Genomic DNA, 25,932 nt, shown 5'->3' with positions numbered 1-25,932 from the left:
TTATAGTGAGATATTTAAACCTGTAAGGAAGGTTTTGCTTCTTGGATAAGCACTAAAATCGACTCCTCTTGTTATGGCGCTATTTATAACACTTACTTCTGGATCATACCCTGAATATTTAGTAAATACGTACACATTATTAGCAGTAAAATAAATTCTTAAGTTTGAAATTTTCGTACTACTCAACCATTTTTTCGGAAAAGTATATCCTAAACTTATATTGTTGATTCTCAAGAATGAACCATCCTCTATAATATCACTATACAAACGTCCTGTTGAATTACCATTAAATGCGGGATTCTTTTTCCCAGCATTTAGAGCTTCTAGTTCAGCAGGATTAGTAACACGTTGTCCGCTTGAGTTAATAGTTGTCCATCTATCAGCATATACCGCAAATGTGTTTAGGTTTTCCTGATTAAGCCTTGAATTGTTTAGCATATTTGCATTATAGATATCATTACCTACTGAGAAATCTAAAAATATACTAAGATCTAATCCTTTGTAACTAAATGTATTATTTAATCCTCCTGTATATTTAGGATTAGAATTTCCTATTGCAGTTCTGTCAAGATCATTAATTACACCATCTGGCACACCGTTTGGCCCACTAATATCTTTAAATTTTATAAATCCAGGTTGTACCACGACATTATCGCTAACCACACCCGATTTTAAAGTATAGGTATTAAGCGTAGGGTTATAATCAAAATCACTTACCTGATACAAACCATCTCTTACATAACCGTACATAACTCCAACTGGTCTTCCTACTTCAAGGATATAGTCATTTGCATTGGTGTAACTATTTGTTATTAAAGAGTTTTCTCCTTCGCTTAAAGCAAGTACTTTAGTCTCATTAAAGGCGATATTAAAACTTGTATTCCAACTAAAATCGGCTTTTTTGATGTTTACAGTATTCAATGTAAATTCTAAACCACGATTAGAAGTTGCTCCAATATTCTGAAACTGCTTTTTAAAACCAGAGCTTGCTGGTACACGTGTGTTATAAAGTAAATCTTTAGAACGGTTTTCATATACCTCGGCTGTAAGTGAGATGCGTTGTTTAAAAAATCCTAAATCTAAACCTATATTAGTCGATTTTGTAGCTTCCCATTTTAATTGTGGGTTAGGAATATTATTTTGATACGCTGTAATATTTGATTGATTATTAATAGGGTAGGATCCTAAATTAAAAATACCTAATGCTGCATAATTTGCAATTCGGTTGTTTCCAGCTTCACCATAACTTACACGAAGTTTTAAATCTGAAAATTCAGGTATGCTTCTCATAAAATCTTCTTCGATAATTCTCCATGCAGCAGATACTGAAGGAAAATAACCCCATCGGTTATCTGCACCAAATTTTGAAGATCCATCGGCTCTTATACTTGCTGCAAATAAATATTTATTCTTGAATGCATAACTTGTTTTTGCAAAAAATGACAACATTTTATCATCCTCAGCATATGATGTTGGGATTCCGGCAATTGTACCTAATTGTAATTTATCCCAACCTAAGTTTACATCTGGAAATGCACTTGCACTTGCATTAATTCCTTCAGAATAATTATAAATATATTCCTGACCTGCTGTAACATCAAATTTATGATTTTTAGCAAAGGTATTACTGTACGTTAGGACATTGTTATAGTTTAAACGGTTAGATGTAGTGTAAGTAACCCCACCATTAGGTCCGCCGCTTCTGATAGCCTGAATACCTCTGGCATCGTTAAAATATTTGTCGCTATTATTATTATCTGTATAACTAACTAATCCGCGATATACCAACTTAGGAGTTAAATTATACTGAAGTTGAAAATTCATATTAAGAGACTTTTTAATCGCTTCTCTTTTCTGACTATCTATTGTAATCGATGGACTCTGAAATATAGGTGAATCCTGATTATCAAATGGATCTACAACAAGAGTTTTAAGATCTTCATCTACACCATTTTTCCCTATTGTAGGACGGTATTGCAGCAAAGTTTGTAACATACTTAATCTTGCATTTCCACCTTCGCCTGTATCTAATCCTGTTATTTTTTGATTGGAATAGTTAACAATTGCGCTAACAGTTAATTTTTTACTCACATTATGAGTTACTGCCAATTTTGCAATATTTTTTACCGATTCGCTTCCTAGCATGATACCCTGATCATTATTTACAGAATAAAAAGCATTGAAGTTAGTTTCGCTTCCGCCACCGCTGAAACTTATTTTGTGATATTGAGTTTCTACAGCTTTTCCAAAAATTTCTTCTTGCCAGTTAATACCCGGTCTGTTTTGATAAAGAGATGCTAATTCATCATATGTTCCAAAATTTTTTGTGAATTTCTGCAATTTTGCATCGTCAGTCGCTCCTTCGTACATTAATTGAACATAATCATACGGTTTCATTACGTCAAGTTTTCTGGCAATCGTTTTTATTCCTCCATAAGTATCATAACCAATTGTAAGTTTTCCGCCTTTTGGTTTTTTAGTCGTTATAAGAACAACTCCGTTTGCACCCTGAGCTCCATAAATAGAAGTAGAGGAGGCGTCTTTTAAAACATCTACAGATTCTACATCTGTTTGATCAATAAAGCCTAATCCGCCAGTTTGAGCCACTCCATCTACAACATACAATGGTTCGTTACTTTGTGTAATAGATGTTCCTCCTCTAATCCTTAACGAAGGTTCAGATCCTGGTGTTCCATCGGCCATTGTAACTTGCATACCTGCTATACGACCTTGCAAAGCTTGCGCAACGTTTTGCACTGGCATTTTTGCAATTTCTTCACCTTTTAAGGATGATATAGCTCCAGTAAGATTTTTTCTTGATTTTGTTCCGTAACCTACAACAACTACTTCGTCTAGATTATTAGCATCATCTACTAATTTTGTATTTATAGTTGTTCTGTTTTTTACATTTATTTCTGCCGTTTTGGTTCCCATAAAACTAAATACCAATGTTGCATCTGGTTTTACTTTAATTTGATATTCTCCATCCATAGATGTAATCGTACTGTTTTTAGTTCCCTTTTCGTAAACTGTTGCTCCTGGTAATGGTAATTGTTGGCTATCAGTTACAACACCCTTTACGGTTATAGTCTGTCCGTACGTAACTTTACAAACTAGTAGCAACAAAAATAAAAATATAGTCCTTTTCATATTTTTTGTTTAAACTGGAATAAGTTTTACCCTCTTATTTCCTAATTGATATTATTTAAATTGATATTCGATTTTGATTTATAAATTTTGTTATTTCTCAAAAGATATTCATCAAATAATTTTTCATGAGCCTTATAGAAACTCTAAATTAGTTTTTATCATAAGTTGGGTTTTTAGTGTTAGTTAATGTGGTTATTTTTTTTTAATCAATTATTGAATTGTTATCAGTTTAATAAATTATAACAATTTGTTAACTGGGAGAAAAACGCTGGGGAGTTTTGCGTCTGGTAAATAAAAACGGAGGTGTGTTGGTTTATTCATTTTGTGGCTTATTTAAATTTGATTTTGGTTTAACAAAAACAAATATATACATCAAGGGTACATCAATGTTTTGAATACGTCCAAAATACTATTGAATTTGATTAATACGCCCTTTAAACAAAGGAAAAACAAGAAAAAACTTAAACTATTTTTGCTTCTATTTTTGAAGAAAACACCGCTATTACTGGACAATTTTGAGATAGAAAGTAGGGGAGAATGGTTAAATAAAATTTAATGAAATGTTAAGTAAATTTGACCAATAAAGACAATTAAGTACTACTTTTATTGCAATTTTGATTGAGAATTTGATATTACATTTCTCTTTTTTATATGGGATTGATTTTTTTAAATCTATTTAACAATAAATAATTCAAAATTTTAGAAAAATTAAACTCTGATGAGTTATTTTCTGTTCATAAAGAGTCTTTTTAGGTGTAGATTCCGCAAAGTTTTACGAGTTTTTCTATTAATTTTCTGTTGCAGATTGTCTATATTGGTACGCGGATGACGCGGATTCGCTAGAGCGAAAACGCGGATAAAAACTGATTTTCTCTCATCACGATACAAAGTTTCTGACGAGATTTAGATTGTTTTAAAATCCGTCCCGACGCTTCGGGATCAGCGTCTTTACTTATGTAAATCTGCGTCATCCGCGTACCATTTTAGCTCACAGATATGTTTGAAACATAAAAAAAGCGCCTAAAAATTACTTTCTAGACGCTTTTACAAATTGAACTACTTGTTTATAATTAGAATGATTTAGTCATTCAAACTAGCTTTTAGATCGCTTTTTTTGCCATCAACAATAATACTCAGGTCTATGTTTCCTTTTTCAAAATCATTACCTGTATTTGGTTTAATACTGATTTCAGGAGCATTATTGCCATCGTAAGGATATACAACACTTATAAATTGTTGTGTTTTGTCATCATTCTTTGGTTTTTCGAAAGCAAAAGCTGGTCTTGCCGTTTCCTTTGCGTATGAATAGGATACTTTTCCTTCTTCTTCGTTAAGAATAACTTTATCACTATTTAATGACTGAATTAATAGGTTGTTACCATCTGCATATGTAGTATATACTCTATTATTGGCTTTATCATAAACAGGTTTGCTATCTTCTTTTAACTGAAAATGTACTCCTAAATTCCCTGTTGCTTTACCTATTGCTTTATCAATTATTATAAAATATTTTTCGTTGATAAAAAGTACACTACGCTCGTGGTTTAAACTTGTATAACTAGGGTTTGTATACGTTAGTATATCAAGGTTTTTACTCGTTTTCCATTTCTTTTGCTCTGCTTTGGTAATAACCATATTCTGATTATCTAAGGTAAGCGTACTATGAACTCTTGTTTGGCGGAACCAGTTCCTCATTTTGGTAACTTCGGCATCTCCGCTGTAAATATAACAACCACTATCTGGTGTAAAATTGCGTCCTTTTACCCAAAGTTCAAAAGTTCCGTTATCAGGTTGTGCATGAAATTCTGCAGGTGGTCCGGCTTTTAAAACTAGTATGGTTGCTTTATTATCCCATCCGTTTCTAAATGTGTAAAAACCTCCATTTGGGAATGCATTTGATAGATAATCAGGAAGTTTACCTGAAGCTCCTTCTGTAGCATAATATTCGATAAGCCCATCTTGAGGGAACATTTTTGACCAACTTGAAAATTGTTTGATTCTTACTTTTTTATCAACAACCCAAGTATCACCAAACATAGGATAGTTATAGTCAGGAAAAGATATATTGGCTGTAACATAAACCATCTTTTCGATTGTTTTAATGTAGGATTCTGGAAATTCCTTTTCTACACCCGCCATTTTTGCAGAATTATATGCTTTTGTAAAAATTTCGATACAACCTACATGATACGTTGGTGAAAGTTCCCATTGTACACCATCGGCAAATACTTGTAGTTTTATTTCGCGGTTCAGGATTTCGATACCACTTTTGCGCCATTCTTCAGCTTGTTTAAACTCAGGAAAAAATGCTCCTGCGCCTAATACACGCTGTGCTTCAAACAATAAATGATTTCCTTCTTTACTATAATGTTTAGGGATATAAGCTGTTTGCTTATTAAAGCTATTTAAGAATTCTAATAAGAATGCTGGAGTAAAGTTTGGCGAAACTACAAATAAATTAAACGTTCCTGGGAAACTCTGTATACGTTCAGAAACTTCTAACGGACGCCAAGCGATACTATCATTTCCTTTAGATCTTCCTAAATAATTCTTCTTTTCCCAATCACGAAACTGGAAAACCCATTCTTTGGCATATTTCTCATCTCCGCTTACACGATATGCCATTCCCATAGATTGCCACCAGGTTACGCGGTGTAATTGCCAACGAATCTCATTGTCTTTTATAGGCCAATAATCCCAATCGATATCTTTGCCATAGTCAAAAAATCCATATCCTTTATGCGGCTGAAATTTATGTAATAAGGCATTGTCTGCTTTTTCCTGATTGGCTTTGCCAATATCTTTTCCTCTAAAACGGGCTTCATCACCAACATTAAAATCAGGATGTTTGATGTTTTTACGATTGCGGTAATAGGTAAGTAATTCTTTGGCTGCATCATCATACTTTGCTTCAGTAAAAAGTTTGTTTACTTTTTCTAAACCCGGATAGGCAAGATTAATGTTGTCAAAACTTGCCTTAGTAATAGGAGCTTCTTGTGCATGGGTTAAGCAAAATGTCATTAGCATAAAAAATAATGCTGCTGTTCTTTTTAAATTTATCATTGGTTTTTAATTAAATAGATTTAATTTCTGTAATAATTAAGTAGCTATTTATATTGATATTTTACGTCAAAAATAGCTTCTTAATGTCTTTATTTATTCATTAAATTGATTAATGTTTTTATTTATTGTTTTATCAGTTTTACTGTTCTTTTATTGTTACCCTGATGTATTTCGGCAAAATATATTCCTGAATTAAGATCACTCCCTAGTACAATTGTTTGATTATAATCGGCTTTTAAAGTCTTTATTTTTCTTCCTAAAGCATCAAATACAAGTACATAAATTCCTTGTGTAGAATTTCCTTTTACGTTTATCTTAAAGTCTGTTTGCGTTGGGTTGGGAGCAACAATTACTTTTAATCCGTTTGCATCTTCGTCTTTAGGATTGTTAGTTCCTAGAGATGAGTTTATCAATTCTGTTTGTATAGTTAAACCGTTAATAGTACTAAAACTAATATCGGTATTAGTACCATTAATAGCCGCTGTTACATTATTTGTTGGCGATACTAAAACCCAATTACCTGCAATAGTAAGTGTAACAACATCAGTTTGTGGTTCTCTGTTTAGTATTGCGTTTTGACCACTAATCTGGCTCCATTTATAAGTTTCGGTAGCTGATAATAACCCCAGATTTGGATTCGTAAGACTTACTTTTAATTTATTTCCTCCATCTGTTTTTTGAGTCATTACTATAGCTGGTTTATTTACACTTATCACAGCATCATAAGCAAATACAGTCGTTGGGTTAAAAATAACGTAACTAAATATGGCATCTGGTACATACTCAACAATATGCGCCTGATTATTTTGTTGATGAATTTTAAAATAAGAATCAAAATTATTAGCCAGTTGTTGTGTCACTGTTTGACCACCTTGCATTACAATTGCATACTGAAATTTCCCTGCCGTAGGAGCAATACCATGATTTATATATGCTGTAGCAAAATTACCTGTAGTATTAACCGTATTGGCATTATTACGAGAGATTTGTGCTGATCTGGTAACTGTAATAGCTTCAGTATTGCTAGGATTTGCAGGAATTACATAACCATTTCCAATTGCATCGGTTGCCCAAAAATCACCGCCAGTTTGTGTAATCGTAAAACTAGTTCCTGTAGCAGAATTTCCATTTACGTAAGTAGGAGTGTTGGTATCTGCCAGAGCAGTTTGAAACAAAGTAGTATGAATAGGAAAGGTTCCGTTTGTGTCCTGAATATTAGAACCTAAACAAAGTATGATATCTTTAAAAAAGAAATTAGATTTTAAGGCTGTCATTCCTGTTGCGGAATTAAAATCTTTATAATCCATTCCAAAAACTCCATTATTATCAAGAGATGCGTGTGCTAGAAAAGATTTTCCGTTCATTTCTCTCATTGTACCAATTGCAAGTGTACTTAACGGAAGATATGCTACTGTAGTTCCAGGTACGTGCGACCAATCCCAGCCATTTTCTATATAACCATTTGTAGCACGGGTCATTTGGCTTCCTTTTGTAAGTAACTCCAAAGCTCCTGCAGAAGTGTATCTTCCAAAAACATTTTCGGTACTCGAATTCTCAAAATGCCAAATATGCTTGCTTGTTCCTTTTGCACTTACCTGAAATCTGTTATACTTATGAACGCTTAATCCCGCATACGGAAAACTAAACTGTGCTTCGGTTATTTCGGGAAGAGGAGTAAGTCCAGAGTTTAAAGTTTGCAAAATATCCATTACACCACTAGGTGAATAAATCATGGTAATCGATAAGGCATTCTGTCTTAACAAAGCAGTATTAGCTGTTACAGATATATCCCAAAGTCTTACAAACTCTCTTCCTGCATCTTGATTACTAGCAGGATCTGTTACATATAAAAATGCCAAAGCTTGTCTTAAATCATTTATTGCATCAGTATTAGTAGGGAATCTTCCGGCAAGTCCTAAAGGCATTTCGAAATCTTTACTGAATTTGCTATAGTTTAAAATAGCACTTTTTAAATTGCTTTGTGCTTCTGTATTTAATTCATACGCCGAATTTTTCAGCATCATATTCATGATAGAAGATTGCTCTAAAGCCTCTACACCATAGGTATTAGAATACGCTCCTCTGTGGTGATAAGTAATAAAATCGGGTTTAATACAATCGTTCCAGCCATTGCCTATTTTTAAGGCATTATTAATAAACCTTTTTAGAAAATCCATATTGGCAAGTCTGGAATTGTCTGAATCATCCTGAGCCAAGACATAGCAAAGTCGTTGTTGAACTGACGAACGAATAACATCTGTATTAAAACCTGGATTAGTAAAATTAAACGGTTGAAATTCTGGCGCTATAAAAGCGGTAAGCGCATTAAGTGCTCCCATATGATGCGTAAATTCTCCTGCTGCAACTAGTTCGTCTTTCATTAAGAAAATTGCTGTTGCATATCCCGATGAACGCAGGCATACACCATGACCACTGGTAATAATCTCTTCGGTAGCAGGAATTGAAACGTAATCAAAATTGGTTGTACTACTTATTCCTTTTGCTTTCATATAATTAAAAAGACTGAGGATCATATCTCTAAGTGCCGGACTATGATAATCTGGATTAGGAGTGGTACTTGATCCCTTTAACTGATATAAAAATACAAGTCTAATTAGTTTTTGTTCTACAAGAACCTGATAGGCATTTTGATCTGCACTTACAGTGAAATTCCAAACTGGTCCTGGATTAGCAAAATTATACGCAGATCGATTTTTAGCAGCAATTCCGTTGCTCAGGAACCGGCTGTATCTTTCATTAACTTGTGTTTTCGAATAATCAAGATTTTCACCCGTGAGCCAATTTCTATATTTTGTTTTAATGCTATTTATATCACTCATTTGAGCGTACGAAAAGTTGAATACTATGGCAATTAGCCATCCGGATAAAAATAATTTTTTACGCATAAGATTATTTATTAAATAGTTTCATTTATTATTTTTTGTATTCTTAGCCATTCATCCGTTATCAACTTTAACTCATCAAAAACATCAAAATAGTTTACTTATAAAGGTATTTCATTGTTTAATTTTAAATCAGGTTTTTATATTTTTTATAAGTTTAAATTTTCTTTAATATGAGTAGTTTTATTATCAATAGTTAGTGTTATATCAATTATTCCTTTAGATAGATTATGTGCTGTATTTTCGGTGATTTTTACAACAGGCACAGCAGTACCACTGTATGGATATAGTATCGAAATAAAACCTTGAGTTGTAGTATCGCTTTTATTTTTTTCGAAAACAAATGCCGGTCGGCTAGTTTCTTTTTGATATTGGTACGATACAAAACCAGATTCTTCTTTTAGGCTTACTTTATCTTTATCTAACACTTGAATCAAGAGATTATTACCGTCGTTATAATTGGTAATAATACGATTGTTTGAAGCATTAAAAGAGGCTTTACTATCTTCTTTTAGATTATAATGAATTCCTAAATTGCCTATAGCGCTCCCGATTGCTCTGTCTATAATTACAAAAAAAGTTTTGTCTATAAAAAGAAAGCTTCTCTGATGATCTAAATCTTTGTAACTAGGATTTATATAAGAAAGCTGCTGAAGATTACCATCTGGTTGCCACTTCATTACTTTAGCATCATTTATGATATTTTTATTATCAATAGTTAGGGTTTGATGGGCTTTGGTAGAACGATACCAATCTCTTTTTGAGTTTTCCTGGTTACCAACATTGGCGTAGATAAAACTACCTGAATCGGGAGTAAAATCACGACCTTTTACCCAAAGAACAAAATTACCATTGTCTGGATGTGAATGAAACTCTGCAGGAGGCCCAACTTTAATTTGCATTACTGTTGCTGCTAAATCCCAGCCATTTCTAAAAGCATAAAAACCTGCATTAGGCAAACTACTAGAAAGATAATCAGGTTGTTTTCCTGATTTACCATCTGTTGCATAATATTTAATCTGTTCGTTTTGTGAGAAAGCTTTAGCCCATTTCTCATAATTTTTGAGCATCATATTTTTATTCGTTAAAAACGAATTACCATATAACGGAAACGTATAGTCTGGAAATGAATATTTGCCCACTGCAAGAATCATTTTTTCTACCAGTTTGCGGTAACTTTCCGGAAACTCATTTTCAGCGCCGTTTAATTGGGCAATTTGCAATGCATCCAAAAATATTTTAATACTTCCGATATGGTAAGAAGGGGATAGCTCAAACTGAACTCCGTCTGGTAATACTTGTTTTTTAATTTCTTCGTTTAATACTTCAATACCGCTTTTACGCCAAGTTGTAGCTTGTTTTAATTCTGGAAATGAACTTCCTGCATACATTAAATGAAGTGCTTCATACAGTCGATGATTACCTATATCGGTGTAATTTGCCATTACATAATTTGCCTGTTCATTATAGGAGTTTAAAAATTCCATTAAAAAAGCAGGCGTAAAATTTGACGAATCTAAAAACATATTAAAATAACTCGACCAATGATTAAGTCTAAAAGAAACAACAAATGCCTTCCAAGAGTAATCTTTATCATCTGGATATGCTCCTTGTTTGTTTTTCTTAATCCAATCACGCACTTCGAGTACCCATTCTTGAGCATATTTCTCATCGCCAGTACTGTTATATACAATCCCTAAGGATTCCCAAAAAGCTGTACGATGCAAAAAAGTCGTTACCAACTGATCTTGTACCGGACGATATTGCCAATTAATATCTTTGCCATAATCGTAAGCAGGATATCCTTTATGGGGCTTAAACTTGTGTAATAATATATTGTTGGCAAGCTCTAATGTATTAGCATTTACCTTTTTGCCAGCCAAATTTTCTTTATCTACAGGATTAAAATCCAGAGATTTAACACCAGTACGAGTTCTATAGTATTTTAAAAGTGCAGCGGCAGCATCTTCATATTTTTTAGAAACGACCAATGCTTTTACTTTTTCAAGTCCTTTGCTGTCAAGATTAATATTCTCAAAACTTGATTGATTGATTTTTGCTTCTTGCGCAAAAATATTTTGCACAAGAAGTAAGATAAATGCTAAAATGAATGTATATTTTTTAATCTTCATTTTTAATTTATTAAATTATGATTTTTCCGAAAAATCTATTTTTTTGATGGTAGCATATCTTTTTAAAGCTTCCAAATAATAATAATCTGCGTAATCAAGTGGTGTATCAATCTCTGAATTATATAAAAAAGCACCCACACTATGCTTTAATAAAAAATAACTATTTTCACCCGGTTTAGCCAAATAAGCCTCTGATGATAATGATTTCAAAATATCTTCGGCATAATCTGCATATTTTTTTCCGTCTTTTACCTGAGTGCTCAAATTTAGTAAAGCTGATGCAATAACTGCAGCTGCAGAAGCATCTCTTGGTGCAAGTTCTGCAGTATCCATTGCATTATGTACATCAAAATCCCAAACTGGCACCTTATCTTTAGGCATACGCGGATGATTCATGATAAAAGAAGCAATATTTTCTGCTTGTTGCAAAAACTTAGGATTCTTGGTGTTTTCATAACACATAGCATAGCCATAAAGTCCCCACGCTTGCCCACGAGCCCAAGCCGAATCATCGGTAACACCTTGATGTGTTCCTTTGCGTAATACTTTACCCGTTTTTTGATCATAATCAACTAAATGATACGAGCTATAATCTTTTCTGTAGTGATTTTTCATCGTTGTCAATGCATGAGTGCTTGCAGCCTTAGCATAATCAGGTTTATTAAACTCAATCGCACTCCAATATAAATATTCAAGATTCATCATATTATCTATAATTACAGGATAATGTAACCAAGCAAAATCCCAAGAACGAATAGCTCCAACTGTTGGGTTAAAACGAGCATAAAGATTTGCAGCACCATCGGCAAGTGCAGGAAGATAGGTTTTATCACCAGTAATTCTATAGGCATTTCCGTAAGAACAATAAAGCATGAAACCAACATCATGCGTGTTTTTTATATTTCTGATAGAATCTAAAGCTAGGGTAAACTTTTTAGCTTCTTCTGCCATTACTTTGTCACCAGTAAGTTCATATCCGTACCAAAGACTTCCTGGGAAAAAACCAGTTGTCCAATCGGTTAAACCAGCTAATCTTACTGATCCATCAGGATTTACAGAACGTGGGTTTTTACCCGGTTTATAAGTTTGAGCTGCTTTGTTTAATTGAAAATGAATTACCTCTGTTGTTTTTTTGAACCAATCAAAAGAGGGATCATCTTGTTTAGGTTTGGCAAAGGAGCTTATGGTAATGGTAGTGATTGCTAAAAATAGGCTAAAGGTTTTTTTCATGGTTTGATATTTTTATTTATAATCTTTTGTTCTAAATCTTTAATTAAGCGAAGTTAGACGGGAGTTAGAAAACGAACTTTCAAATTTTATCATAAATGTTTCGAATTTGTGTAAACATCGTGTTTTATGCATCTATTCAAGTTAATTCAATCATTTATTAGAGAAAATAGTCAATCAATAATGAGTAAATTTGTTGCTCATAAATGGGGATTGATTTAATAAAACTCATTTAAAACAATTATGGAAGACTTCTTAAAACAAATCAATTTATATTATCCTATCTCCGATGAAACTTCGCAAGCGTTATTAGGTATTTGTAGAGTAAAAAAATTTAAGAAAAACGAATTAATACTTCAGGCTGGAGATCTGGCATTGTATTATTATTTTGTTCAGAAAGGCTTGCTTGGCTATTATACGATTGATGAAAATGGGGATACGATTTATAAAATATTTTTTGAAGAGAATAACTTTGTAGCATCTACAGCAGCAATTATTGAAGACAAGCCCAGTAATTTTAATATCATAGCCTTAGAAGATGTAGAATTGATTGTTTATCCTGCAAATGCTTTTCGCGAATTGGTTAAAAAACATCATGATTTAGCATTATTTCACATCAATTATCTAGAGAAAAATTGGGTGGTAAGAAAAGAGCCTTTAGAAATAAACTTAAAATGGGAATCGGCTACACAGCGCTATATCGAATTATATGAAAACCAACATTTGTTCCTGAGGTTAAAACAACATCATATTGCATCATATTTAGGGATTACACCAACTCAGTTAAGTCGTATTCGTAAAGAAATAAACTTTTAATCCATCAACATTTGTAAACTTTTTTGCTTTTTATATATCTGACTTTTGCCTTATAAATAAAAAACAAAAAAATGAAAACATTACTTACCACAGTTGGATTACTTGCCTTATCTGTATCAATTTCTGCTCAGAAAATCATTCATAAGAATGTATATAGCAAAAAGATGAATAAGGAAATTGAAACCGTAATTATTACACCAAATCTTGTAGATGGTGAAACATATAAAACCATTTATATACTCCATGGTTATAGCGGTAATCCTGATAGAGCATATAAGCAGGATATTCCTGATCTTGTAAGCAAATCTCAAAAAAATAAGACTATTTATGTTCTACCCAATGGCAATTTTAATAGTTGGTATGTAGATAGTCCTGTGGATAAATCTTCGCAATATCAAACTTTTATCGGGAAAGAATTAGTTGATTATATCGATGCCAATTATCCAACAATCCAAAACCGAAAATTTAGAGGAATCTTAGGGTGGAGTATGGGAGGATATGGCGCAACAAACATCGGAATTGCATATCAAAATACTTTTTCGATAGTAGGAAGTTCTTGTGGCGCTTTAGATTTTAATCGATTTGGAGAAAGTTTCCATAATTATCAAGTAGATAAATTTTTAGGCGAATTTAAAAGCTTACCAAAACAATACTTAACATTTGATAAAACGAAACAAATGCAAGCCTCAAATCAGTTTTATATATTTGATTGTGGTACAGAGGATGCTCAAATGATAGATATGAATAGAGATTTTCATAAACTCCTAACAAATGAAAAAATTGAACACCTTTATATAGAATCTCTGGGCGCACACGATACAAATTATTGGAGCAAAGCGTTATCAAATCAGTTGGCTTTGTTTGAAAATTATTTTGGTAGTGAGGGAAAGTAAAGCTTATGTTGATTGTTGCAAGATTTATTTTAAAAAAGCTGATACATTTCGTATCAGCTTTTTTAGTTTATGATTTTAAGTATACTGACTTTTAACTGTTTATTGCTTAAAATAAATGTAACTGAAGCAAGAATAGACTTTTTAACTGTACGCTTATTCTTCCTAACATTATTTTATTATGTTAATGTTTTATTTATTATATGTATTGATGTTTTTTATAATTAACTAATTATCAATATATAAGGTTTTTTTTTGATGATTTTATAATAAAATCACTAAAAGTGGGTATTGTATCTTCAGAATAGCAGAACTATCATTGCGCAAATTATAGCTATTTAACAGTATTATGTAATATATAGCTGCATTTATCTTAATCCAGTTTTAATATGAAAAAAAACTACTTACTACTCTTATTTATTTGCCCGTTATTCATGCAATCTCAAGACATACTTTGGGAAAAATCGTATGGAGGCAAACATGCAGATTATCTTTTTGATGCACAACCCACAGCCGATTATGGTTTTATACTAGCAGGCAGTTCTTTATCTGATAAAACAGGCAATAAAACCGATAATAATCATGGCGATTTAGATTATTGGATTTGGAAAATGGATGAAAAAGGCGACCTCGATTGGCAAAAAAGCATTGGAGGAAGCGGTTTTGATTTACTACAAAGCATAAAAAATACAAGTGATGGCGGTTTTATCCTTGCAGGAACTTCCAGCTCACCAAATGATTTCCAAAAGAAAGATCCGTGTAAAGGTATTTCCGATTTTTGGGTTATAAAACTCAATGCCAAAGGCGAAGAGCTTTGGCAGCGAACGATTGGCGGTAGTGGACAAAATGAACTTTTATGTGCCTTTCAGACCAAAGATGGTGGGTATATGCTTGGAGGTTCTTCAAGTTCAAGCCCAGCATTAATAACTTCAAAATCTTTACCTCTGGATACCAAAACAGATATATACGCTAAATCTGAAAAAAGCCGTGGAAACATGGATTATTGGATCGTGAAATTGGATAAAGCTGGAGTAGTAGAGTGGCAAAAAACCTATGGAGGTCAGTATGCTGATTTATTAAGAAGTATGGAGCAAACCCAAGACGGAGGATATATATTAGGAGGATATTCTAATTCCACACTATCAGGAGACAAAAACCAACCCAATAAAGGAATAGGAGATTACTGGATTATAAAAATTAACGATGTAGGCGGGATAGAATGGCAAAATACATATGGAAGCAATGGTGATGATCAGTTGTATGTAGTTCACCAAACAAAAGATGGAGGTTATATAGCAGGAGGGAATTCTAATAGTACTCAACCCCTTACTACTTTGGGAGGTACGGTTGGTAATGGTACCGATTATTGGGTATTACGATTAGATGAAAAAGGAGAAGTAATATGGAGTAAAACCTATGATTTTGGCAAAGTAGATATTTTAACCTCATTAGTAGAAAACAAAGACAATACCTACCTGATTGGAGGGTATGCTCAAAGCGAAAAAAAATCTCCTAAAGAAGGTATTGTGGGTAAAGTAACTGGTTTGATAGACAAAGATAAAGAAGGGATCAATGATTATATCGCTCTAAAAATAGATGATAAAGGTGAAGAACTTTGGAAGAAAACAGTAGGAAGTGCAGGAGAGGATATCCTTCGTAAGCTTGTAGAAACCAGAGATGGTGGATATCTTATGGCAGGAACATCAAATTCCAGCGCATCTAAGGATAAAAGCGGAAGTATAGGAGGAAATGATTTTTGGGTAGTCAAGCTAAAAGACAAAACCAAACTCGAAAAAGTTAAAATAAGTGTGGAAGCCATTCCTAATCCAGTTGTAACATTTACCAATATTATTATAGGATATGAGTATGAGACCGGTACTGCTACGGTTGTAGACATGGCGGGTCGCATCTTGCAACAATTTAGTATTACTGAGCGAACCGTTCCAGTAGATTTAAGCCGTTACCCTGAAGGTATTTATGTAATAAACATAAAAACTAATGTGCAGAGTGATGGTGTGAAAGTAATAAGAAGAGGAAAAAATTAAAAGAATTATAATGAATACAATACATACCACCAACAGGATTAAACATATATTTTTCTTGTTGCTCGTTTTTACAACCTTGCATAGTGTTGCACAGTCAGATGATAGTAAATTCATGCCTAATATAACACCACCATCACCTATAGCTGGAGAATTAGGTAAATATGGTAACGTTCCTGTTGGAATGTTTACAGGAGCGGCAAATATTTCAGTTCCATTAATAAGTTTTAAAACTAAAGATTTAGAATCTCCTATGTCACTTTTTTATGGCTCTAACGGAATTAAGGTAGATGAAGTTGCTTCGAATGTGGGATTGGGTTGGAATCTTAATTTTGGAGGAGTTATTACCCGAACCGTAAGAGATAAATCAGATGATTTGCAAACAATGATTTACCCACCAGATGATATGCCTAATGCTACCAATGCTGAAAGAGTAGCGTTTTATAAAGCAGCTGCGCAAGGCAATGCTGATTCAGAAAGAGATATATATTCTTTTAATTTTAATGGCAACTCGGGAAAATTTATATATGATAAAAATAATATACCGGTTTTAATAAATAACCAAAAAATTAAAATAGAAAGAATCACTAATAATGCCGATTTTTTATTGACTACTACTAATGGTGTTAAATATTATTTTACCGAAAAAGAAACAACAGCTTTTAGAAGTCAGGGGGAGGGACACTCAGTAATAAGTGCCAGTGTAACGGCATGGTATTTAAGCAAGATGGTACACCCAAACGGATCCGAAATTTATCTAACCTACGATGGAGCCAATATGGATTATACTGCTTCAAATTCTCAAACACTTTCTATGTCGTATCCAAGAACGCAAAGAAGTTGCGAGGGTAATTCTCCATACAGTAATGCTCCAGCCCTTAGTGGTATTATATCGTTTAATATGAAAGTTATTGGGAAACGAGTAAGCAAAATAAGCAGTAATAATAGTAGTGATGGCTATGTAACTTTTGCTTATACTGCTTCGGGGATTAATGAGGAAGTCGATGGGAATAGCAAAATCGAAACCATTACGCAATATAATGCCGATGGGCTTGTGATTGAAAAAATAAGTTTCAATTATTTAAAAACATCTAACCAACGTGTTTTTTTGCAAAATATCACGTTTAACGATCCAAGTAAAAAATACGCTTTCGAATATCTAAACCAGTCTGGTTTCCCTAGAAGACTCTCTACAAGCCAGGATCATTGGGGGTATTATAATGGTAAGGATAATATTAATTTAGTGCCTAAAAATATAAAGGATTTTGGTTTAGGCTTAGATGATATAGACTACTATGGAGCTGATAAAGAGCCTGATGGGAATTTTACTAAAATAGGATTGTTAAATAAAATTATTTATCCTACCAAAGGATATACCGAATTTGATTATGAGAGTAATACTTATTGGGGAGAGAAAACAACTTATCCTAAAAAAACTACACTAATCTTAGAAAAAGACAAAACAGAAACAAACCATGAAGCAAAAACTATAAACATTACTTCACCTACTGATCAAAAAATTGAGCTTATGGGTAGTGTTGTTTATGCAGGTGAACAAGAACCTCTTTTGGATCAGAATGGTAACCCAATACCAGGCTCTGGCAATACAGGACATTATAGTGCAGCAATGCAAATAACCTGTGCAGATCCTTCAGAAGATTGCCCTAGATTTTATGAAGATTCTCAGTTTGGTGATTTTTTTCATGATGATGGTTTTGTTTTTATAACTGCCAGTAATGGAGATCATCATGTTGTAGACAATAAATTTTATTTTGATGCAAAAGCGGGTAAGACATATACACTTCATCTTTCTAAAAACGGAATCAAAGCTTCAGCATGGGTAAATATTACCTATTACGCTACCGCCTCAGTAACGACAAATACAAATATAGAAACAGGAGGCGTACGAATTAAAGCTACTAAAGATTTTTCAGAACCATTGGCTAAGGCAAATTATAAAAGATATTATTATGCCAATAAAGATGATATCAATCATTCTTCGGGAGATAGAGGGAAAACTCCTTTTTATGCAGATATATCCACTCAAAGGACTAAGTGTCCAGTATCAGATGGACAAATGGGAGTAGCATGTTCTTTTGTAGATAATAGTAATCTTACAATTAGCTCTAGTAGTTTGATTTCTTTATTTGATACCGGTAGTAGTAATTGTTTTTATAAGTACGTAACTGTTAGTGAAGGAGGAGATGCTTTTGAAAATGGAGGAGAAATGAAAGAATTTATTATTCATAGAGACTATTTTAGTAATCCTATTTTAGGAAGCGAACTTAAAAGCGCGCCGCTTACTAATACTGGATGGGATAACGGCTTGGAAATAAAATCACAGGTATTTCAGAAAAAAATTGGAGGTGCTCCATTTATAGTTGTAACCGAGAAGGAAAATAAGTACAAGTTAGATGCTTCTTATAACAAGGAGATAAAAGGATATACTGTAAGAAAAGATTTTGAAGAACTCTGCGCAACTGTAAATTCTGTTGATAATTTGAGTATCGCAGAATATAAAACAATAGCATACTGGTTCTATTTGGAATCTTCCATATCTAAAACGTATGATCTTAAAGGATTAAATCCAATAGAAACTACAACAAATTATGGATATAATAATCCTGTACATCTTCAGCTAACTTCGCAAAGTACCAAATCCTCGTTAAAAGAAACTTTGGAAACCAAGTATTACTATCCTCAGGATTTAACTACAGAACCTTTTGTTTCTGAAATGATTACAAATAATAGAATTGATACCCCACTGAAAACAGAAACTTTTAGAGGTGGTACAAAACAATCCGAGCAAAAAACAGAATATGCAAAGGATGCCTCAACGGGTAATTTATTGTTGCCAAAGTTTATCTATGCTGCCAAATTCCCTAATTCACTTTCTACAGCAAATTCTTTAGAAAGAAAAATTACATATGATAAATATGATGATGCAGGTAATATTCTTCAGTATACTTTAGAGAGTGGTACACCAGTAACAATTATTTGGGGATATAATAAGACAAAACCCATTGCTAAGGTTGAAAATGCAACTTACGATCAGGCAAGTGCGGCGTACGCAACAAACGAAAATACATTTAGGAATAACTTACCCAATGCAATGATTACAACATATACTTATAAACCATTAATAGGAGTAAGTACTGTAACAGATCCTAAAGGCTTAACTACCTATTATGAATATGACGAATTTAATCGTTTGAAAGTAGTAAAAGACAGTCAGGGAAACATTTTATCAGAAAACCAATATCATTATAAAAACTAGTATGAGAACGATGAAAAAATATATATACAGTTTCTTACTACTATTCTTAATAGTTTCATTAGGATATGGACAGGCTAAAATCCTTAAAGCTGCCCCTCCTGGTGGAGGTGGAGGTGGTGACCGTCCTGTTAAAATGTATAGAGATGTTGATGGAGATGGATTTGGGAATCCAGCCAAATATTATATGAGTACAGAACCAATGGAGGGATATGTATCGGAGGGTGACGATTTAGATGATAACAATCAGTATATTACCAATAGGCCTCCTACCCAATATTTCTATGAGGATATAGATGGTGATACTTACGGGAATCCCAATTCCAGTGTGTTTTATACTTTACAACCACCTGGCTATGTAACCAATAATCAAGATTGTAATGATAATAATGGTGCGATTAAGCCTACGACGGTTTGGTATTTTGATGGCGATCATGATAGTTTTGGAAACCATTCTATTACTACAACCAGTTGTTTACAGCCAGCAGATTATGTATTAAATCCATGGGATCTTGATGATGGTAATGGAGCGATTACCAATATTACACCACAGACTTTTTACAGAGATTTTGATAAAGATACTTATGGTAGTACAATCGAGACAATATACTGTAGTGTAATGCCTGATGGTTACGTAACCAATAATCTGGATTGTAATGATAGAGAAAAATTAATAAATCCTAAGACGGTTTGGTATTTTGATGGAGATCATGATGGTTTTGGAAATCGCGCAGTAACGGTAGTAAGCTGCACCCAACCTACAGATTATGTAGATAATGATACTGATTGTAACGATGCAGCTACAGATCTAAATCCTGATACGGTTTGGTATTATGATTACGATGGCGATGGTGGCGGAAACGATAATATAACAGTTAAAGGATGTGCTGCACCTCGTAAATATGTAAGAAGAGGAGGCGATTGTGATGATGATAATCCAGAAATAGATAAATATACAATATGGTATCGTGATGTGGATGGTGATGGATTTGGTGTGACTGCTAATTTTGTATTGAATTGTACAAGACCTGAGGGGTATACTGATAAGTTTGGAGATTGTGATGATGGCAATGTAACAATACATCCTAATAATATTTGGTATTTTGATAATGATGGAGACGGAGCTGGTGATGCTTCTGTATTTATCCAAAGTTGTACAAAACCAGACAGGTATGTTCAAAATTTCGACGATTGTGATGATTATAACCCGTCATATAAGTATGTTAGAACTTGGTACTATGACAAAGATGGGGATACTTATGGACGAAGTACAACTACGCTAGATAGATGTATCCCACCTGCTAATTATGTAGATAATGCCAGTGATTATGATGATGAGTCAGGGTGTATTACTAATATTCCTCCGCAAACTTTTTATGAAGATTTTGATAAAGATACTTTTGGGAATCTGAATGTGAGTGTTAGATGTAGTGTTCAACCTGATGGGTATGTTACTAATAATTCAGACTATGATGATAGAACAGGTAATATTATCAATATAGCTCCACAAACTTTTTATGAGGATTTTGATAAAGATACTTTTGGGAATCCAAATGTAAGTTTGTATTACAGTATTCAGCCTACAGGATATGTAACCAATAATTCTGACTATGATGATAGAACAGAGTTTATTACCAACATCGCTCCACAAACATTTTATGAGGATTTCGATAAAGATACTTTCGGGAATCCAAATGTAAGTTTGTATTACAGTATTCAGCCTGTAGGATATGTAACGAATAATTCAGACTATAACGATAGAACCGGAAATATTACTAATATTCCTCCACAAACTTTTTATGAAGATTTTGATAAAGATACTTTTGGGAATCCAAATGTAAGCCTGTATTACAGTATTCAGCCTACAGGTTATGTAGCCAATGCTTCAGATTGCGATGATAGAGCTATACTTATAAATCCCAATACAAAATGGTATGCAGATAACGAAGTTGATGGCTTGGGAGATCCTTCTAATTTTGTGCAACAATGTACCAAACCGGCTGGGAATTATGTAGATAATTACTCTGATAATTGTCCATTGCTTTATGGCTCAGATCCAGATTGTTCTAGTATTAAAAATCCTTCATCAGATCATAATTATGTCATAACGACAAATTACAAAGAGCCAGTTAAAACTGTTTTATCGAATCCATCACCTAATCAAGCTCAAACTAGTATTACTTATTTTGATGGATTAGGCAGACCAATACAACAAATTGCTAATCAGCAATCTAATTTGGGTAAAGATATTATAACACATATTGGCTATGATGATTTTGGCCGACAAACGAAGGAATACTTGCCTTATGAAGCAACATCAACTAATATGGCTTATGAAGCAAATGCTGATGTAAATACTATTAATTTTTATAATACAGAAAAATATGAAAATACAGCAAATCCTTTTTCTGTAAAGGAATTAGAATCATCTCCTCTTAGCAGAGTTCTAAAACAAGCTGCTCCTGGAACGGACTGGGCTATGGGCGGAGGTCATGAAATTAAATTGGATTACCAAACTAATTCAGGTAGTGAAGTAAAATTATATACAGCAACTACAAGCTGGAATGCTTCGGCGGGAATATTTGATATTTCCTTTTCGGATAATGGGTTATTTTACGATGCTAATGAGTTATCTAAAATGGTAACTTACGATGAGAACACTTCGGCAAATCCAACCGAAACAGCAGGAAGCACAGTAGAATTTAAAGATAGAGAAGGCAAGGTAATTTTAAAGAGAAGCTACGAATCACAACAAAAATACGATACCTATTATGTATATGATGATTACGGGAATCTAACCTATGTAATTCCTCCAAAAGCTGATGGAGCTATAAGTGACGAAGTTTTAAAAGGGTTATGTTACCAGTACAAATACGATTATCGCAACCGTTTGGTCGAGAAGAAACTACCAGGAAAGCAATGGGAGTTTATTGTGTACGATAAATTGGATCGTCCTGTGGCTACTGGACCTGCAAATTCTCCCTTTAAAGGAGAAACAACAATAGGTTGGTTAATAACTAAATATGATGCTTTTAGCAGACCAATTTATACTGGCTGGTTAAATTCTACCTCAAATAGTTCGAGCAGAAAAAACATGCAAGATGCACAAAATACAGCAATAAAATTATTCGAAACCAAACAAACATCGGGTATGATTGACGGAATTGCTGCCAATTACAGTAATCTTATAGCACCAACTAGTTTTAAGTTACTTACAGTAAACTATTATGACAATTATGAGTATCCTAATGTTTCGACTATAGCTACAACTATCGAAGGACAAGCTGTTTTGGCTAATGCTAAAGGGTTGGCAACAGGTAGATGGATACGAGTACTTAGATCAGCTTTTGTGATTTCGGGAGAAACTACAAGCACTTTTTATGATAGTAAAGCAAGAACGATACGCAGTTATTCTCAAAACTATTTAGGCGGATATACGGGTATTGATAGCAAACTAGATTTTTCAGGAAAACTGTTGTATACAACAACCAAACATAGGCGTGCAACAGGAGACGTAGAGCTTACGGTAAGAGAAGAATTTACTTATTCAGCACAAAGTCTCCTACTTACCCATACACACCAAATTAACGGAGGGGTAATGCAACTTCTTGCCGAAAATATTTATGATGTGTTAGGACAACTTAAAGCTAAAAAGGTAGGCGAAAGCACTGGAAATCCTCTTCAAAAAATTGATTATAGTTATAACATAAGAGGCTGGTTAACTGGAATAAATAAAACAGATAATCTACAGCAAGATACTGATCCAAAGGATTTATTTGCTTTTAAGATTAATTATAATAAAGTTGATTGGGATGCAGGAGCTACCCAAAAACTATATAACGGTAATATCGCAGAAACTTCCTGGATAACTGGAAATGATATTACTGGTGTTACACGAGGGTATGGATATAAATACGACCAATTGAACCGTTTGAAAGATGCTACCTATCAAACTCCAAATCTTACAGATAACAAGAATTATTTTGGAGAGAATCTGGATTACGATAAAAACGGAAATATTATCCGACTACAGCGTAAGTTCATGGCTGGGGTATTAAGTAATCCTTATGTTGGAGACATGGATAATTTAGGATATTTTTATTCAGATAGCTCAAACCAGTTGATGAAAGTAAGCGATACCTCTAATTCTCCGCAAGGATTTAAGGATGATAGTAATGGATATAATGACAGTTCAGACGATTATAGCTATGATGCTAACGGTAATTTGATCACAGATGAAAACAAAAATATTACCGAAATACACTATAATCATCTTAATTTGCCAACTCAAATAACTTTTGGAGCTGGAAATTCAATTACTTATATTTACAACGCAGCAGGTCAAAAGATAGAAAAAATTATAACAGAAGGAACGATTAATACCTACACCAATTATTTGGGAGGGTTCCAGTACTACTATAGAGAAAACCAAGGTGGTGGAGATCTTCCTGTACCTGAAGATCCACAAGGCCCTAAAGATCCTCCTATTGATGGTACAGATCCTCCACCTATAGAAAACAATAGGAATAATGCGTTAAGAGGCCAGTCGGTAAATCAAGAAATTCCATCTACACCTACGTTGCAATTTTTCCCAACGGCAGAGGGGTATGTAAATAATACGTTTGTAAATGGAACGAATAATTACAATTATGTATTTAATTATACGGATCATTTAGGAAATGTTCGTGTTAGTTACAAAAAAAATGCTGCAAACGTTCTTGAGATTTTTGAAGAAAATAATTATTATCCGTTTGGTTTAAAACATCAAGGATATAATGCAGAAGATAACCAGTCGAATTACAAATATAAGTACAACGGTAAAGAGCTACAAGATGAACTGGGACTGAACATGTACGATTATGGTGCAAGAAATTATGACCCTACTTTGGGACGTTGGATGAATATTGATCCATTATCAGAGACATCAAGACGTTTTTCACCATACACATACGCTCTTAATAATCCTGTATTTTTCATAGACCCAGACGGGATGGAAGCAAGTACTTTTTTTAAAAGTAAATTTTTGAATAAAAATGGAGGACACTGGAGTGATCAATACAAAACTGAAAGTAGTAATAATAAAGGAGAGGATAATGAAAATGACAAAACTATTTCATCTAGTGAAGGTATGGGCAGTAATGAGAGCGAAAATAAAAGTGATGAAACAGTAAATAATGATAGTGAGCCACCGGTTAATCTATTCACTGCATTTAAAGGTGATGTTTTTAATAGTGTTGTAAATACTAGGAAATATAATGATGGAGATGGAGTATTTAGTGTTTGGACGCATGGTGCACCAGGTCTCATGGCTGACTATATAAATGGCGGCAATATTACTACTTTAAAAGCATTTGAGGCTATGATGGAAAAAATGAGCCCAAATTGGGTCAATGCCAAAGACAAAGCAGGAACTGTTCTTTTTTTATTTTCATGTAACTCTGGTGCAACTAATGATAGGAATGGGATTAATTTGGCACAAATAATTTCTAAAGCACACCCAAAAATGAGAGTAGTAGGAGCTGAAGGATTTTATAGATTTGTAAAACTAAAAAGTGATAAATACAAAATAGCAGGAATTGAATCAATTCAACATTCTGCCAATGAACTAGGTTATATGGTTTCGTATAAAAACGGAGTAAGAGTAAGTAGAGAACTGTATACAGATGTCTTAAAAAGAGTTAGAAAAAAATAAAACAATCATTATGAAACAAATTAAAATTGCCTTGAATTTTTTTATTTTATTAATAATTTTCGCAGCTTGTAAGAAAGAAAATGACGTTGATGAAATCGTGGAATCTGAAAATTCAGCTAGTTACTTTCAAAAGAAATTGAATAATCTTGTCCTTATGGATTCTTTGAGCAAAAGAGTCACAGAATACGGCGACACTATAGCTTATTTTGAAATTCAATCTATATATAATATTGCTGAACAAAAAAGAACATCAGCATTGTATTATGCACTTATAATGGCTAATAAATATAATTATAATCAAGCGTATTATGATGTATATGAAATTTTAAATTCAACTGAAATAGATAATAAAACAAAAGAAATTGCCAATGAATATTTAAAGAAATATAAGGAGAAGTAAAAATAATGTCCATTGGCGGAACAAATGAGAAGGTGACCCGACCGCTCGGATATGCGCAACGATAGCGCGGAAATCCTTTCCGTGCCCACAAAGCGAATCATTTAAACCAATGAAACCTCGTCAGAAATGGCGAGGTTTCATTTATTAAGCAGAATGTTCCACCTTTCCGAATTGCTCTTTATACAAGCTGTGCGGATGTCGCCAGACTTTGCACTCATAAAGAGAATCACATAAAACAATAATGTCCTAAATAAAATTCCCGTTTTAGCGAACGAAATTTTAGTTTAATTTTGATTGCGGGCACTGATTCCAAATCAGCGCTATCTTTGCGTATATCAGAGCG

11 protein-coding genes are annotated in these 25,932 nt (G+C 33.4%); 6 read left to right on the top strand and 5 right to left on the bottom strand.

Annotated elements, in window-relative coordinates; genetic code table 11:
* The 5 genes from OA93_RS05645 to OA93_RS05625 all read right to left on the bottom strand — a co-directional run bounded on the left by OA93_RS05645 (window position 1) and on the right by OA93_RS05625 (window position 12,478).
* The gene (locus tag OA93_RS05645; protein ID WP_039112141.1) at window positions 1-3,150 is read right to left on the bottom strand and encodes a TonB-dependent receptor; all 3,150 of its coding nucleotides are present in this window, start codon (window positions 3,148-3,150) and stop codon (window positions 1-3) included.
* Window positions 3,151-4,230: 1,080 nt separating this feature from the next.
* Window positions 4,231-6,213 (bottom strand): heparin-sulfate lyase HepC, encoded by a 1,983-nt coding sequence (gene hepC, locus OA93_RS05640; protein WP_039112140.1) that lies wholly within the window; start codon window positions 6,211-6,213, stop codon window positions 4,231-4,233.
* Between the two features lie 122 nt (window positions 6,214-6,335).
* Window positions 6,336-9,119, bottom strand: a complete 2,784-nt coding sequence (locus OA93_RS05635; protein ID WP_039112139.1) for a chondroitinase family polysaccharide lyase — start codon at window positions 9,117-9,119, stop codon at window positions 6,336-6,338.
* A gap of 146 nt (window positions 9,120-9,265) precedes the next feature.
* Complete coding sequence (gene hepC / locus OA93_RS05630; protein ID WP_039112138.1) at window positions 9,266-11,248, bottom strand: heparin-sulfate lyase HepC; 1,983 nt, start codon at window positions 11,246-11,248, stop codon at window positions 9,266-9,268.
* 15 nt (window positions 11,249-11,263) lie between these two features.
* Window positions 11,264-12,478 (bottom strand): glycoside hydrolase family 88 protein, encoded by a 1,215-nt coding sequence (locus OA93_RS05625; RefSeq protein WP_039112137.1) that lies wholly within the window; start codon window positions 12,476-12,478, stop codon window positions 11,264-11,266.
* A gap of 240 nt (window positions 12,479-12,718) precedes the next feature.
* Here OA93_RS05625 and OA93_RS05620 point away from each other — a divergent pair, with 240 nt between their 5' ends.
* The 6 genes from OA93_RS05620 to OA93_RS05595 all read left to right on the top strand — a co-directional run bounded on the left by OA93_RS05620 (window position 12,719) and on the right by OA93_RS05595 (window position 25,589).
* The gene (locus tag OA93_RS05620) at window positions 12,719-13,291 is read left to right on the top strand and encodes a Crp/Fnr family transcriptional regulator (RefSeq protein WP_039112136.1); all 573 of its coding nucleotides are present in this window, start codon (window positions 12,719-12,721) and stop codon (window positions 13,289-13,291) included.
* A gap of 71 nt (window positions 13,292-13,362) precedes the next feature.
* A complete protein-coding gene (locus tag OA93_RS05615; protein ID WP_039112135.1) occupies window positions 13,363-14,184 on the top strand; it encodes an alpha/beta hydrolase-fold protein in 822 nt (273 codons plus the stop codon).
* Window positions 14,185-14,570: 386 nt separating this feature from the next.
* The gene (locus tag OA93_RS05610; RefSeq protein ID WP_039112134.1) at window positions 14,571-16,226 is read left to right on the top strand and encodes a T9SS type A sorting domain-containing protein; all 1,656 of its coding nucleotides are present in this window, start codon (window positions 14,571-14,573) and stop codon (window positions 16,224-16,226) included.
* A 10-nt stretch (window positions 16,227-16,236) separates the two neighbouring features.
* Complete coding sequence (locus OA93_RS05605; RefSeq protein WP_131474457.1) at window positions 16,237-19,500, top strand: RHS repeat domain-containing protein; 3,264 nt, start codon at window positions 16,237-16,239, stop codon at window positions 19,498-19,500.
* A gap of 10 nt (window positions 19,501-19,510) precedes the next feature.
* Window positions 19,511-25,189, top strand: a complete 5,679-nt coding sequence (locus OA93_RS25545; RefSeq protein WP_346425742.1) for a DUF6443 domain-containing protein — start codon at window positions 19,511-19,513, stop codon at window positions 25,187-25,189.
* 10 nt (window positions 25,190-25,199) lie between these two features.
* Window positions 25,200-25,589, top strand: a complete 390-nt coding sequence (locus OA93_RS05595) for a hypothetical protein (protein WP_039112132.1) — start codon at window positions 25,200-25,202, stop codon at window positions 25,587-25,589.
* The last annotated feature ends 343 nt before the right edge of the window (window positions 25,590-25,932 follow it).

This window comes from Flavobacterium sp. KMS (assembly GCF_000813005.1).
Lineage (GTDB): Bacteria > Bacteroidota > Bacteroidia > Flavobacteriales > Flavobacteriaceae > Flavobacterium.
Note: the sequence above shows the minus strand (reverse complement) of the source record. Positions and strands in the feature narration are given on the sequence as shown.

What these genes read in the sequence shown, in the direction of transcription:
- OA93_RS05615 (WP_039112135.1), top strand. Translation starts at nt 13,363, where the DNA reads ATGAAAACATTACTTACCACAGTTGGATTACTTGCCTTATCTGTATCA.
- OA93_RS05620 (WP_039112136.1), top strand. Translation starts at nt 12,719, where the DNA reads ATGGAAGACTTCTTAAAACAAATCAATTTATATTATCCTATCTCCGAT.
- OA93_RS05645 (WP_039112141.1), bottom strand. Translation starts at nt 3,150, where the DNA reads ATGAAAAGGACTATATTTTTATTTTTGTTGCTACTAGTTTGTAAAGTT.
- OA93_RS05625 (WP_039112137.1), bottom strand. Translation starts at nt 12,478, where the DNA reads ATGAAAAAAACCTTTAGCCTATTTTTAGCAATCACTACCATTACCATA.
- OA93_RS05605 (WP_131474457.1), top strand. Translation starts at nt 16,237, where the DNA reads ATGAATACAATACATACCACCAACAGGATTAAACATATATTTTTCTTG.
- OA93_RS25545 (WP_346425742.1), top strand. Translation starts at nt 19,511, where the DNA reads ATGAAAAAATATATATACAGTTTCTTACTACTATTCTTAATAGTTTCA.
- OA93_RS05595 (WP_039112132.1), top strand. Translation starts at nt 25,200, where the DNA reads ATGAAACAAATTAAAATTGCCTTGAATTTTTTTATTTTATTAATAATT.
- OA93_RS05610 (WP_039112134.1), top strand. Translation starts at nt 14,571, where the DNA reads ATGAAAAAAAACTACTTACTACTCTTATTTATTTGCCCGTTATTCATG.
- hepC (WP_039112138.1), bottom strand. Translation starts at nt 11,248, where the DNA reads ATGAAGATTAAAAAATATACATTCATTTTAGCATTTATCTTACTTCTT.
- hepC (WP_039112140.1), bottom strand. Translation starts at nt 6,213, where the DNA reads ATGATAAATTTAAAAAGAACAGCAGCATTATTTTTTATGCTAATGACA.
- OA93_RS05635 (WP_039112139.1), bottom strand. Translation starts at nt 9,119, where the DNA reads ATGCGTAAAAAATTATTTTTATCCGGATGGCTAATTGCCATAGTATTC.